Source organism: Staphylococcus sp. 8AQ (genome assembly GCF_902506595.1).
GTDB lineage: Bacteria > Bacillota > Bacilli > Staphylococcales > Staphylococcaceae > Staphylococcus > Staphylococcus pasteuri.
On record NZ_LR733871.1, the window covers coordinates 1924834 to 1938368 of the forward strand.

Genomic DNA, 13535 nt, shown 5'->3' on the forward strand with positions numbered 1-13535 from the left:
CTAATTCTATTATTATAAATGTTAAAATTTTAAGTCATATGAATGTTTTAAGGAAATTTATGTTAGGTTAATCTATCTCTTAAATATTCTATCCATTTATTAGTCGCATAACTAAGACGTTTATCCTTTTTCCATACCAATCCTAGTTCCCACTCAACATTTGCATCTTCAATATTAATGGCACATACATTTTTGTTCATCAATTGAGTAATAGAAAGTGGCAAAATACTTATCCCTAATCTATTACTGATAAGATTTTCAATCACATTCCATTGAGATATTTGAGAAACCATATTGGGTATAAAACCGGCATTTTTAGTTATTTCTATAATTTTATCATTTAAGTAAAAGTCATCATTAAATAAGATAAAGTCTTCGTTAGCTAAATCTTTAATTTTAATAGTTTGATACTTGGCTAATGGATGATTTTGATTTAATACGACACATAACGATTCCTTATTAAATGACAAAGCTTCAAAATATTGATGATCGACAGGAAGTGTCGTTATTCCTAAATCTAATTCATCATTTAAAATTTGTTGTTCAATTGATTTTCCACCGTGTTCAACAAAGTTAAATGTCACATTAGGGAATTGATGATGAAAGTCTCCTATCATACCTATTATAGTCTCCATATTCATCACTGCTGATAGACCAATGTTAATATGACCGGTTTCTAAACCATATAAACTACTGATTTCTGACGGTAAATTTTCATATAAGGAGATAATCTCTTTGCTTTTATTGAAAAAGATTTTGCCAGCATCAGTTAAAACAAGTTGCCTCTTTCCTCTATCGAACAATGGTACTGCCATTTCGTCTTCAATATCTTTAATAGCTTTACTAATCGTAGGTTGAGCAATATATAAAAACTTTGAAGCATTTGTCATACCACCTTGTTTCACAACCTCTACAAAATATTTCATATGTTTAATATCCACTAATGTCACCTACTCAAAAAGTTTGTTCCTATTATTATACATTATCGCTTTTGTTTTAATGTGGTTTAAGTATTTCAGCTCTTATATTGGCTTTTATATTGGCTTTTATATTGGTTTTTTCACATTAATATTAATAGATAATTGTGTTATAATATGCTTTGGCTCAAAATGATTATTCGAGGTGAGGAATTGAGCTTTTACGAATTTATGCAAAATTTTCTTGGTGATGACACACCATTAGGCGAATTGGTTGATTGGATTAATCAAGATAACAATTTTCCTAGACAAGTGAAGAGCCAAAGTGAAATATTGTCATATTTTCGAACTAATCCGTGTCCTGAAGACTTATCAATGACTATTGTTAAAAGAGCATTGTCAGTCTTCAACCAATTCACTAATGTATGATCTATGTTAATTGTTATTTAGCATTTATCTAACATAAGAATACATGGAAGTCTATCATCTCGAGGTGAGCGGGACAGAAATTTTTTCGTAGTCCCGCCCCAGTAAAGATGACTAGAATTGAAAAAGCTTTTAATAAGTACATTTCAATTCAGTCATCTACTGCCAATTTATGCTTTTATTTAGAAATGTTAAATTTATTCATATACTGTTAATGCTGTCGACAAAGTTTCGTGCTTTGTTGATGGCTTTTTTATTTGAACTTATATACTTTCTATTCATAAGAGTAAAACATGAAACTTACATGAAAGTATAAAATATTATTACAAATACCCTATTTATATTTCAGTAACATTACAGTTCCTTGTATAATTCGTTTCTAATATTGTATTCTACCTTTTTTGCATCTATTATGAATACGGTTACTAAATAAAAAACGATTTTTGGGAGAAAAAATGAAACTTAAAAAATTATTATCTCGTGTCATAATCGCTACTGGAATCTTGTTAACAGGGACTATAACTTATCAAACAGCTGAACAGACACATGTGTCAGAAGCAGCTTCATATAAAAATTATTATAATAAAGGTCAATGCACTTGGTGGGCTTATCAAAGACGCGCACAATTAGGTAAACCTGTATCTAATCGTTGGGGCAATGCGAAGAACTGGTATTCAAATGCAAGACGTTCAGGCTATGCTACTGGTCATACTCCTAGACGTTATGCGGTAATGCAATCTACTGCAGGTTACTACGGTCATGTTGCTGTTGTTGAGAAAATTTATAGCAATGGAAATATAAAAATATCAGAATATAACTATAATCGTCCATATAATTATGGAACGAGAATTATAGGAAAATCATCTGCACGACATTATAATTACATCTATTAAATAAAAAACGACATGGCATATGCAACTTTAAATGCATACCATGTCGTTTTTTTAGTTTAAGAATTTTGACGTAATTGTTCTAAAATCTCTTTTGCTTTTTTTGAATTGGCTTGTTCTTCTTGTTTAAGTGCATCAGCTACTTGTGCAATTTCATCGCCTTTAGCACCTACGATAATTGCTAATGATTTATATTGTAAGCTCATATGACCTTGTTGAATTCCTTCAGACACTAATGCACGACACGCAGAAAAGTTTTGTGCTAATCCAACCGCTGCAACAACATGACCTAGCTCTTGCGCTGTTTTGACATTTAGTAAATCAAGTGAAGCTTTAGCAATTGGTAATACTTTTGTACCACCACCAACAATAGCTAAGGTCATTGGCACTTCTATTGTTCCTATTAATCGTTGGCGATCTGAATCATACTCCCACGTTGCTATACCACGATATTGACCATCACGGCTAGCGTATGCATGCGCACTCGCTTCTGCACCACGCGTATCGTTACCAGTTGCTAAAACAACTGCATGAATACCATTCATAACACCTTTATTGTGTGTAGCAGCTCTGTGTATATCTACTTGTGCTAATACAGACGCACGTTCCATTCTTTGTGCTACTTCCGCACCTTCTCTACCACCTTTAGTTAAATCGTTAACGTCTATTTCTCCTTGTACTTTGACAACAGATGCAGTGGCATGATTAGATAATATGCTCATTAATACGTCTTTATCTGGAAATTCATTTTTTAAATGTGCTGTAATGGCCTCTAATATTGTATTTAACATGTTAGCACCCATCGCATCTTTTGTATCTACAAATACTTTCAATGATAACAGTTGCTGTTCTGGAAACGTATCTACGTCAATCTTTTGATAACCGCCACCTCTTGCTTTAATAGATGGATAGGCTTCATCTGCAATTTGGTGTATTTGTTCTTCTTTATTTTGAATCGCCTGTGCCAAAGCTTCAGTATCTTCAACACCATCAAATACAATTTGTCCGATCATTAAACGTTGGCTTGACACTGTTTTAAATCCACCAGTTTGATTTACTAGCTTTGCACCATAACTTGCAGCAGCAACTACTGATGGTTCTTCCACCATCATTGGCACAACGTAAGGTTGTTCATCAACGATAATTTCAGGTAATAATCCAACGGGCAATGTACCTTGGCCAATCACATTTTCAATTAAACTATTAGCAATATCTTCATCTATTAGTGGATGATTTAACAAAATGTCATGATTTTCGCTAGATAACCAACCATATTCTTCTAATTGTTTTAATTTATCTTCTCTCGATAAATGACGAAATCCTTTATCCAAATTTTGCATATTTTTTCTCCTTTTTTCACTATGAATTATCTATTTTAATTCTATATATTCAAATAAAACAAAACTTATTACCATTATAAAAATCTCTCTATTTGTAACAATATCTTTTGCTATTTTTTAAATTTATATATTAATAACAGGCTATTTAACGCAATTATTAAAACGCTTACATAACTGTTATACATTCATATCAAAATCTGTTATATTCATTGTATATCATTAAATTATTTTGGTATGATACTAATGCTACTTTTAAAATTGAAAGGATGTAACCCTTATGAACATAGGTATAGATAAAATAAACTTTTATGTACCAAAATTTTATGTAGACATGGCTAAGCTTGCTGAAGCACGCCAAGTTGATCCAAATAAATTTTTAATTGGAATTGGCCAAACTAAAATGGCCGTAAGTCCTGTAAACCAAGATATCGTATCTATGGCCGCTAATGCCGCTAAAGATATTATAACAGACGAAGATAAAAAGAAAATCGGTATGGTTATTGTAGCGACTGAATCTGCAATTGACTCTGCAAAGGCTGCAGCTGTTCAAGTCCACAATTTACTAGGCATTCAACCTTTTGCACGTTGTTTTGAAATGAAAGAAGCGTGTTATGCTGCTACACCTGCAATTCAATTAGCTAAAGATTATCTAGCAAATCGTCCAGAAGAAAAAGTATTAGTTATCGCAAGTGATACTGCACGTTACGGTTTACAATCTGGTGGTGAGCCTACTCAAGGTGCCGGTGCCGTAGCAATGATGATTTCTCATAATCCTAGCCTCTTACAATTAAATGATGATGCTGTAGCATATACTGAAGATGTCTATGATTTCTGGAGACCATCTGGACATGCATATCCACTTGTTGATGGTGCATTATCAAAAGATGCATATATCCGTTCATTCCAACATAGCTGGGATGAATATTCAAAACGTGAAAATAAATCGCTAGCTGATTTCGAATCACTATGTTTCCATGTTCCATTTACAAAAATGGGTAAAAAAGCTTTAGAATCAATTATCGATGAAGCAGATGAAACAACACAAGAACGTTTAAGAACAGGTTATGAAGATGCCGTTTATTATAACCGTTATGTAGGTAATATTTACACAGGTTCTTTATATTTAAGTCTTATATCATTATTAGAAAATCATGACCTTTCTAGCGGACAAACAATCGGATTATTTAGTTATGGTTCAGGTTCTGTTGGTGAGTTCTTTAGTGCTACTGTCGTTGATGGCTATCAAAATCAATTAGATACTAAAGGTCATCAATCTGCTCTAGAAAAACGACAAGAAGTTTCAGTAGAAGAATATGAAAACTTCTTCAATCGCTTTGATAATTTAGAATTTGACGCACAACAAGATGCAGTAGACAATGATCAATCTATCTTTTATTTAGAAGCTATTAATGACAATATTCGTGAATACCACGTTCCAAAATAATAAACTATAAACAATACTGGAATACAAATTCCAAAATAATAGCACTAAGATGATTAGGAAGAAAATCATCTTAGTGCTATCTTTATATTCAATGCCCAAAAACTACATATTTTTATGGTTTAGTACTATGTTTTGGTACGAATAAAGGACTCATGTCTACTTTTTCAGTTTCTAATAATTTTACTTTGTTTTTGATTGTTCCACCATATCCTGTAAGACTTCCATTTTTAGCGACAACTCTATGACATGGAATAATAATAGATATCGGGTTACTCCCAACTGCGCCACCAACTGCCTGAGCTGACATTTTGTCTTTATTCATTCGTGTTGCTACTTTTTGAGCTATATCTCCGTAAGTTGTTAATTCCCCGTATTCAATTTTTTCGAGTTCTTGCCATACAAATTGTTGAAACTCAGTACCCTGAGGTTTAGTAGGAATATTTAAGTTTGGAACATCCCCTTTAAAATAAGCATCAAGCCATTCTTTAGTTAATTGAAATACTTTTATATCATCTTTTTCAACTCGACCATCTTCTAATTGTTGGTTTTGATAAAGTACATGTGTAAGATATTCGCCATCGCTAACAAGTTCTAATAACCCGACTGGTGAATCATAATAAGTTTTATATTCCATTAGACTCATTCCTTTCTTTATAGTAACTCATGCGTTTTATTAATTATTATAAGGGTATTTGATGTTATGAATTTAAAGGAGGTTTACCTATGTTTACCCACCACAACAATAAAAACAGTGTCGACTTACATTTAAACACTAATAATCAAAAATATGATCTAGCTACACAAAATCATGCTAATCAAATTACCAATTTTTATAAAGCAATATATCAAATTAATGATATTATTTTGGGATTAGTATTTTTGGTAGGAAGCTTTTTCTTTTTTAGTGATGCAACTATGACTTTGGGTACGATATTATTTGTAATTGGTAGTATTCAAATGACAGCAAGACCTGTTATTTCATTTATACATGATGTGAAATTATCTAGATATTATCATAAACGATATATTAAAGAAAAAAATAATTCACATACTTAAAGTAATTTAAAAGTAAAATGACAGCGCCTAAATTAATAAGACGCTGTCATTGTTTAATTAAGCAAAGTTATAAAGTTTAATTTCCTTTTCTTTAGCATATTCTAAAGCAAGAATTTCTAAAATATTAATAAAAGCGGGTTCCCCTTTAACTTTAATATATTGGAATGTTAAACCATAATTTTCAGCAGTCATTTCTTTTAGTTCTGAAGTATCTGCATTTTTATTTTTAGCAAGTTCTTTTCTGAATTTAGTTGTACCACTATCAGATTTAGAATTATATTGAGCTAATTTTGTATTTAAATCTTTTTGAATTGGTTTATAACCTGTCGCATAACCACCTGTTTGACCAACAAATATAGGTTTCTTACCATCGAAAATGACATAAACTCCATATTGATCTTCAACTTTTTCTCTATCTTCTTTTGTAAACGACAAAGATTCTTTCTTATCGTATTTAAAAAGCTTTTTTAATTTCTTTTCATTATCTTCTAATAATTGATTTAGTTTCTTACTACCCTTCATGATTAAATCCTCCCAATAGCCTTATATTTAAAAGTTCTTATTGAGTATATATCACTATTTAAATGTTTTAATCATTTTTCTGTAAAATTAATATTTCATCAATCTTTTCTTAATATTTATAAAATTAATTTTGCACTTGAATTCATAAAAAAACGTTGCATAAATCTGAGATAGACTTACACAACGTCTTTGACTATTACTTTATTTTGTATTAGAACATTTCAGATACAACTTTTTGTTCTAAGAAGTTTAATAAGTAGTCTGGGCTACCTGTTTTAGCGTCAGTACCTGACATTTTGAATCCACCAAATGGATGATATCCAACAACTGCTGCTGTACATCCACGATTTAAGTATAAGTTACCTACATCGTATTCATTTACAGCTTTAATCCAGTGTTCACGATTATTAGTAATTACTGCACCAGTTAAACCATAATCAGTATCATTAGCAACATCAATCGCTTCATCAAAATCTTTTACTTTAACAAATCCAACAACTGGGCCGAAGATTTCTTCTTGCATAATTCGGTCTGAAGATTTCAAGCCAGAGAAAATAGTTGGCTCAATGAAATATCCAGTAGAATCATCAGTGCCTCCGCCTTGTTCTAATTTACCTTCTTCTTTACCAATTTCGATATAATTTTTGATTTTATCAAATTGTTTTTGATTAATTACTGGTCCTACAAATGTATTGCCTGTTGTGTCTCCTAAAGATAATTCTTTAGTTAATTTAACAGCTTTTTCTAATACTTCATCATAAACATTTTGATGCACAATTGCTCTTGAACATGCAGAACATTTTTGACCTGCAAATCCAAATGCTGATGTTACAATTGATTCTGCTGCTAAATCTGTATCAACATTTTCATCGACAACGATAGCATCTTTACCGCCCATTTCAGCGATAACGCGTTTTAAGAATGTTTGTCCTTCTTGAACGACTGCACTTCTTTCATAAATACGTGTACCTGTTGCTCTTGAACCAGTAAATGTGACAAAGTGTGTGTCTTTATGATCTACTAAGTAGTCACCAATTTCTTTAGGATCTCCTGGTACAAAGTTAACTACACCTTTTGGTAAACCTGCTTCTTCTAGGATTTCTATTAATTTATAAGCAGTTAACGGCGTATCTTCTGCTGGTTTTAATAAAACAGTATTACCTGCTACAACTGGTGCTAATGTTGTTCCAGCCATAATTGCAAATGGGAAGTTCCAAGGTGGAATTGTAACACCTGTTCCTATAGATTTATAGAAGTATTTGTTATGTTCTCCTTCTCTATCTAAAACCGGTTTACCATCAGCTAAATCCATCATTGAACGTGCATAGTATTCAATAAAATCAATACCCTCAGCCGCATCGCCTACTGCTTCATCCCATGGTTTACCCGCTTCATAAACCATAACAGCAGAAATTTCTTCTTTGCGACGACGAATAATTGCAGCAACACGTAACATTAATTCAGCACGATCTTTATGAGACCATTTTTTCCATGTCTGGTATGCTTCGTTAGCAGATTGAAATGCTTTTTCAACATCTTCTTTTGTTGCTTTTGAAACTTTAGCAATAGTTTGAGAAGTATTAGCTGGATTTATAGATTCAAATTGATCTTTTTTATCTATCTTTTCTCCATTAATGACTAATGGAATACTTTGACCTAATTGACCTTCTACTGCTTTTAAAGTCTCTTTAAATTTATCTACATTCGTTTGAACAGAAAAATCAATTCCTGGTTCATTTTTAAAATCTACTACCATTATTGCGTACCCCCTATGAAATATTAAAATGAGTTGTTGAACCCTTTGTTTAATTACATACAGGTCTAGATAAGTGCGCTATTTTACTCATGTTACTGTCACGCTAATGCAACTTTATCTCAACCTTTCTTTCATTCTACTATGTATCATTGTAATTTTGCAATCGCTTTCATTTAAAAATCTTAATATTTCAAAAATTAACTAAAATATTAAAGAAATGAAAATTAGTCTCAACTTATAAAGGCTTATATTTTACTTTTTATAAAAAACAAGTCCATAAGAAATCATATTCAGGAATAACCTAAATTAATCTTATGGACTATATCTCATTTATTTATTCATTGTCTATTTGACGTATCACTTTACAAGGGTTACCTACTGCTAAACTATTTGGTGGTATATCTTTAGACACTACACTACCCGCACCTATTACACTGCCTTCACCTATAGTAACTCCAGGTAAAACTGCTACATTACCCCCAAACCATGTATTACTTCCTACTATAATTTCTTCAGCTAATTCTAAACCTTTATTTCTGTCTTTAAACTTTAATGGATGTGTTGCTGTATAGAATCCACAATTGGGACCAACAAATACATTATCTCCAAAAGTGATACCTCCGCCATCCATTAGATAGCAATTAGTATTTAAAAATACATTTTTTCCAAAGGTAATATTCCAACCATAATCTGTATCAAAAGGAATCGCTATACTTATATTTTCAAGTTTTGCATTAAATAAAGTCGATAATATCTCATGTCTTTTTGTTTCATTACTAGGTCTCGTATGATTATATTCAAAACATAAGTCTTTAGCTTTCTTTCTATCTTCAATTAATTCATTATCAAAATTAGCATCATACCACTGATGAGCTAACATTTTTTCCTTTTCAGTCATTAATCTTTTCACCCTAACAATTACTCTTTTCTATATTAACTCCTATGTTGTCATGTAGTCTCCACCGTTAACATGAATTACTTGTCCAGTAATATAAGAACTATCAGCAGATGTAGCTAAAAATACATAGGAAGGTGCTAGCTCTGCTGGTTGACCTCTACGTCCCATAGGAGTGCCACCGCCTTGATTTTCAACTTTATCTTCATCAAATGTAGAAGGAATTAAAGGTGTATAAATCGGTCCAGGTGCAACTGCATTTACACGAATATTTTTCTCCATAAGTGTTGTAGCTAATGAACGCGTAAATGATACAATGGCGCCTTTTGTTGCTGAATAATCAATCAAGTGTCCTGAACCTCTATAAGCTGTCACACTTGTTGTATTAATAATCGTATCTCCATCATTTAAATATGGTACGGCAGCTTGTGATAAAAACATCATGCCGAAAATATTAGTCTGGAATGTTTCTTTAACTTGTTCTGGCGTAATTTCTTCAAAATGGTCTCTTGGAAATTGTACGCCACCATTATTAACTAATATATTAAGTCCTCCGAAATCCTCTACAACATCTTTGATAAGTTGTTGTGATTGCTTTTCGTCTTTTAAATCATGCGCATATGCTTTAGCCTCGACACCTAGTTCTTTTAATCGATTAACGGTATCTTCTGCATCTTGATGTTCATTATAATATCCGATAGCTACATTAGCACCTTCTTTAGCAAATAGAATTGCTACAGAGCGTCCAATACCAGAATCTCCGCCAGTAATAAGTGCTACTTTTCCTTTTAATTTTCCAGCTGCTTTATATTCGTCTAATTCAGCAATTGGTTTAGGATTCATGTCAGCTTCAATACCTGGTTGTTGTGGTTGCGTATATCCTTTAATTTGTTGATGAAATTCTAATAAGTTCATAGTTTTGCCCCTTTCCTAATCTTTATTCACCTTCCCTATAAACTTACATATAAAACTACCTATACACCTTTATAGGGCTATTCTTTAAGAATCATACTAAAGTACGAGTTCACATCAATACTATAGCCTCATGTTTTTTATCAACATATTTTTTATAATAGACTCTACCAACACATTAAAGGAGCCAATATCATGAAACGTATTTTAAAATCAGCAATCACAGTTCTTATACTTTTAGGCGTGGTCAAAACTTTCCAAACTCATGACGTTATTAATGAAGCCGATCGTTATTATCAACAAGCAAAAGATGGTCAAATCTTAGAAAATATTTCTAATTATGACATCAATCAAGTTAAAGATATTAATCTTAAACAATTTTCCCCTTCAGACTTTTTCTAACTCGTTAACCAAAAATCCATTCTATTTATAAGAGCTACAATTCCAGCATATTAGCTGTTAATATAGATGATAAAATCCCACACAAATGTTTCTTAAAATATTTGTGTGGGATTTTTTTATTATCTAGTCTTACTTTCTTCTTTTGGCAAACAATGTGTTTGACTTATATACCTATAGGGGGTACATTAATGATGAGAAGAAACGGAGGCTTTCACATGGATAATAACAAAAAAACAACTATAGATATCACAGGAATGACATGTGCTGCGTGTTCAAATAGAATAGAAAAGAAACTCAATAAACTTGATGATGTTACTGCTCAAGTTAACATTACAACTGAGCAAGCAACAATTGATGATCATCAAGGACAATATCATACTGAGGATTACGTTAACGAAATTCAACATTTAGGCTATGATGTCGTTAAAGAAAGTGTAGAATTAACGATTTCTGGCATGACATGTGCAGCATGTTCTAATCGTATTGAAAAAGTACTTAATAAAATTGATGGTGTTATCAATGCCAACGTCAATTTAACTACCGAACAAGCTACTGTTGAATATTATCGTGGAGTGGTTAATAGCGATGATTTCATTTCTAAAATACAAAATTTAGGCTATGATGCAAAAGTAAAAGAAGGACAAAATCAATATTCTAATAAAGATAAACGACTTAAAAAGCAACTTACTAAATTAGTCATAGCTGCTATATTATCAATACCATTACTAGCAACGATGTTAGTTCATTTGTTTCATATGCCATTACCTTCAATATTTATGAATCCATGGTTCCAATTCATATTAGCCACACCGGTACAATTCATTATAGGTTGGCAATTCTATAAAGGCGCCTATAAAAATCTTAAAAATGGTTCCGCAAATATGGATGTATTAGTGGCATTAGGCACGAGTGCTGCCTATTTCTATAGTATCTATGAAATGTTTAAATGGCTCATTCACACAACTCAAATGCCTCATCTTTATTTTGAAACGAGTGCAGTGTTAATTACTTTAATTTTATTTGGTAAATATTTAGAAACGAAAGCTAAAACACAAACTACTAATGCATTAGGTGAACTATTAAGCCTTCAAGCTAAAGAAGCACGTGTTATTAAAGACAATAAAGAAATGATGATACCTGTAAAAGATGTTCAAGTAAATGATAATATTTTAATTAAACCAGGTGAAAAGATTCCAGTTGATGGCATTATTCTAAAAGGTACAACGTCAATAGATGAATCTATGCTTACAGGTGAATCTATACCTGTAGATAAACAAATCAACGATAAAGTTATTGGTGCGACAATTAATCAAAATGGCGCCATTGTTATTCAAGCTACTCAAGTAGGTAATGATACCGCACTAGCTAATATCATTAAAGTCGTTGAACAAGCTCAAGGATCTAAAGCACCTATCCAACGTTTAGCAGATCAAATTTCTGGATATTTTGTACCTACTGTTATAGGTATTGCTTTACTCACATTTATTATTTGGATTACGTTAGTACATTTCGGACAATTTGAACCAGCACTTGTAGCCGCTATTTCAGTGCTAGTGATCGCTTGTCCATGTTCATTAGGATTGGCAACTCCAACATCTATTATGGTAGGTACTGGTCGTGCTGCTGAAAAAGGCATCTTATTTAAAGGTGGTCAATACGTTGAACAAGCACAAAATATTGATACTATCGTATTAGATAAAACAGGTACTATTACAAATGGTAAGCCTGTTGTAACTGATTTTGAGGGTGATAACGAAACGTTACAATTACTTGCAAGTGCAGAATATGCTTCTGAACACCCTCTTGCAAAAGCAATTGTTGATTATGCTCAAACAAATAATATCAACTTAATAAATACAGATACATTTAATGCACTGCCTGGTCATGGAATAGAAGCATCTGTTAGTCAAAAACAAGTTCTAGTAGGTAATCGCCAGTTAATGACATCAAATAATGTTGAACTCTCAAATCATATTGAATCTAAAATGACAGATTGGGAGAGCAATGGTAAAACTGCCATGCTTATCGCTATTAACGGCGTTTATCAAGGTCTGATAGCAGTAGCAGATACTATTAAAGACAATGCAATTGAATCAATTCGTCGATTACACGATATGAATATTAATGTTGTTATGCTAACAGGTGACAATGATAATACTGCTCAAGCTATTGCAAAACAAGTGGGTATTGATCGTGTTATAGCAAATGTACTTCCTGACGAAAAATCTGCACATATAACACAATTACAAAAGGAAGGCAAACAAGTTGCCATGGTTGGAGATGGCGTTAACGATGCGCCTGCGCTTGTAACAGCAAATATTGGTATAGCGATGGGTACTGGAACTGAAGTTGCTATTGAAGCTGCCGACATTACAATTTTAGGTGGTGATTTATCCTTACTGCCTAAAACATTAAACATTAGCCAATTAACAATGCGTAACATACGACAAAATTTAATTTGGGCATTTGGTTATAATATAGCCGGCATCCCTATTGCAGCATTAGGCCTACTCGCCCCTTGGATTGCTGGTGCTGCAATGGCACTTAGTTCTGTCAGTGTAGTCACAAATGCCCTAAGATTAAAACGTATTATAAAATAATTTCAACACTAACTGATATGTAATTTCCTTTCAAGTTATGCAATATAGTAATAAAATAGAAGTAAGTCATTAATTTATAGAGGTGAATAAAATGGAACAAAAAATTATAAATGTAGAAGGTATGAGTTGCGATCATTGCAAAAATGCAGTTGAATCTGCACTAGCAAAAATCAATGGTGTTTCTGCAGCAGAAGTTAATTTAGACAATGGTCAAGTACGTGTCGATTATGATGAAGATAAAGTACAATTATCAGACATGAAAGATGCTATTGAAGATCAAGGTTACGATGTTAAATAATTCAAATAAAGCATTGAGTATAGATAAAGCACTAAGATGATTTATTTTTAATCACCTTAGTGCTTTTATTTTGGGGT

The 13535-nt window shown here is 32.2% G+C and carries 14 protein-coding genes; 7 read left to right on the forward strand and 7 right to left on the reverse strand.

Annotated elements, in window-relative coordinates; all coding sequences use genetic code 11:
- Window positions 1-62: 62 nt before the first annotated feature.
- Entirely contained in the window at window positions 63-941 is an 879-nt protein-coding gene (gene cidR / locus GVY01_RS09565; RefSeq protein ID WP_017636572.1) for a cidABC operon transcriptional activator CidR, read from the reverse strand.
- Window positions 942-1130: 189 nt separating this feature from the next.
- On the opposite strand from cidR, the gene GVY01_RS09570 reads away from it, so the two are divergent.
- Window positions 1131-1346: a sterile alpha motif-like domain-containing protein gene (locus tag GVY01_RS09570; RefSeq protein ID WP_002450133.1), complete on the forward strand. Its 216-nt coding sequence runs from the start codon at window positions 1131-1133 to the stop codon at window positions 1344-1346.
- 452 nt (window positions 1347-1798) lie between these two features.
- On the forward strand, window positions 1799-2236 hold the full coding sequence (locus tag GVY01_RS09575; protein WP_017636574.1) for a CHAP domain-containing protein: 438 nt from the start codon (window positions 1799-1801) through the stop codon (window positions 2234-2236).
- A gap of 56 nt (window positions 2237-2292) precedes the next feature.
- Here GVY01_RS09575 and GVY01_RS09580 read toward each other — a convergent pair whose 3' ends face one another.
- Window positions 2293-3600: a hydroxymethylglutaryl-CoA reductase, degradative gene (locus tag GVY01_RS09580; RefSeq protein ID WP_258221329.1), complete on the reverse strand. Its 1308-nt coding sequence runs from the start codon at window positions 3598-3600 to the stop codon at window positions 2293-2295.
- Window positions 3601-3850: 250 nt separating this feature from the next.
- Here GVY01_RS09580 and GVY01_RS09585 point away from each other — a divergent pair, with 250 nt between their 5' ends.
- A complete protein-coding gene (locus GVY01_RS09585; protein ID WP_108016993.1) occupies window positions 3851-5017 on the forward strand; it encodes a hydroxymethylglutaryl-CoA synthase in 1167 nt (388 codons plus the stop codon).
- A 112-nt stretch (window positions 5018-5129) separates the two neighbouring features.
- On the opposite strand, the gene GVY01_RS09590 is transcribed toward GVY01_RS09585, so the two are convergent.
- A complete protein-coding gene (locus tag GVY01_RS09590) occupies window positions 5130-5651 on the reverse strand; it encodes a methylated-DNA--[protein]-cysteine S-methyltransferase (protein ID WP_017636577.1) in 522 nt (173 codons plus the stop codon).
- An 89-nt stretch (window positions 5652-5740) separates the two neighbouring features.
- Between GVY01_RS09590 and GVY01_RS09595 the strand changes: the two genes are divergently transcribed.
- Window positions 5741-6073, forward strand: a complete 333-nt coding sequence (locus GVY01_RS09595) for a YrhK family protein (protein WP_159333736.1) — start codon at window positions 5741-5743, stop codon at window positions 6071-6073.
- Between the two features lie 57 nt (window positions 6074-6130).
- On the opposite strand, the gene GVY01_RS09600 is transcribed toward GVY01_RS09595, so the two are convergent.
- From GVY01_RS09600 to GVY01_RS09615, 4 genes are all read right to left on the reverse strand, one after another.
- Window positions 6131-6595 (reverse strand): hypothetical protein, encoded by a 465-nt coding sequence (locus GVY01_RS09600; RefSeq protein ID WP_017636579.1) that lies wholly within the window; start codon window positions 6593-6595, stop codon window positions 6131-6133.
- Window positions 6596-6806: 211 nt separating this feature from the next.
- Window positions 6807-8351 carry an L-glutamate gamma-semialdehyde dehydrogenase gene (gene pruA, locus GVY01_RS09605; protein WP_017636580.1) on the reverse strand — a complete coding sequence of 515 codons (1545 nt, stop codon included), beginning with the start codon at window positions 8349-8351 and terminating at the stop codon, window positions 6807-6809.
- 334 nt (window positions 8352-8685) lie between these two features.
- A complete protein-coding gene (locus GVY01_RS09610) occupies window positions 8686-9249 on the reverse strand; it encodes a sugar O-acetyltransferase (RefSeq protein ID WP_017636581.1) in 564 nt (187 codons plus the stop codon).
- A 42-nt stretch (window positions 9250-9291) separates the two neighbouring features.
- Window positions 9292-10161, reverse strand: a complete 870-nt coding sequence (locus GVY01_RS09615) for an SDR family oxidoreductase (RefSeq protein WP_017636582.1) — start codon at window positions 10159-10161, stop codon at window positions 9292-9294.
- 192 nt (window positions 10162-10353) lie between these two features.
- Between GVY01_RS09615 and GVY01_RS09620 the strand changes: the two genes are divergently transcribed.
- The 3 genes from GVY01_RS09620 to copZ all read left to right on the forward strand — a co-directional run bounded on the left by GVY01_RS09620 (window position 10354) and on the right by copZ (window position 13458).
- Entirely contained in the window at window positions 10354-10560 is a 207-nt protein-coding gene (locus GVY01_RS09620; protein ID WP_017636583.1) for a hypothetical protein, read from the forward strand.
- A 215-nt stretch (window positions 10561-10775) separates the two neighbouring features.
- Window positions 10776-13160 carry a heavy metal translocating P-type ATPase gene (locus GVY01_RS09625; RefSeq protein WP_108016820.1) on the forward strand — a complete coding sequence of 795 codons (2385 nt, stop codon included), beginning with the start codon at window positions 10776-10778 and terminating at the stop codon, window positions 13158-13160.
- A gap of 91 nt (window positions 13161-13251) precedes the next feature.
- Complete coding sequence (gene copZ / locus GVY01_RS09630) at window positions 13252-13458, forward strand: copper chaperone CopZ (RefSeq protein WP_017636585.1); 207 nt, start codon at window positions 13252-13254, stop codon at window positions 13456-13458.
- Window positions 13459-13535 lie beyond the last annotated feature (77 nt).

Excerpts from the sequence above, each read along its gene's own strand:
- GVY01_RS09575 (WP_017636574.1), top strand. The coding sequence starts at position 1,799 with ATGAAACTTAAAAAATTATTATCTCGTGTCATAATCGCTACTGGAATC.
- GVY01_RS09585 (WP_108016993.1), top strand. The coding sequence starts at position 3,851 with ATGAACATAGGTATAGATAAAATAAACTTTTATGTACCAAAATTTTAT.
- GVY01_RS09590 (WP_017636577.1), bottom strand. The coding sequence starts at position 5,651 with ATGGAATATAAAACTTATTATGATTCACCAGTCGGGTTATTAGAACTT.
- GVY01_RS09595 (WP_159333736.1), top strand. The coding sequence starts at position 5,741 with ATGTTTACCCACCACAACAATAAAAACAGTGTCGACTTACATTTAAAC.
- GVY01_RS09600 (WP_017636579.1), bottom strand. The coding sequence starts at position 6,595 with ATGAAGGGTAGTAAGAAACTAAATCAATTATTAGAAGATAATGAAAAG.
- pruA (WP_017636580.1), bottom strand. The coding sequence starts at position 8,351 with ATGGTAGTAGATTTTAAAAATGAACCAGGAATTGATTTTTCTGTTCAA.
- GVY01_RS09610 (WP_017636581.1), bottom strand. The coding sequence starts at position 9,249 with ATGACTGAAAAGGAAAAAATGTTAGCTCATCAGTGGTATGATGCTAAT.
- GVY01_RS09615 (WP_017636582.1), bottom strand. The coding sequence starts at position 10,161 with ATGAACTTATTAGAATTTCATCAACAAATTAAAGGATATACGCAACCA.
- GVY01_RS09620 (WP_017636583.1), top strand. The coding sequence starts at position 10,354 with ATGAAACGTATTTTAAAATCAGCAATCACAGTTCTTATACTTTTAGGC.
- GVY01_RS09625 (WP_108016820.1), top strand. The coding sequence starts at position 10,776 with ATGGATAATAACAAAAAAACAACTATAGATATCACAGGAATGACATGT.
- copZ (WP_017636585.1), top strand. The coding sequence starts at position 13,252 with ATGGAACAAAAAATTATAAATGTAGAAGGTATGAGTTGCGATCATTGC.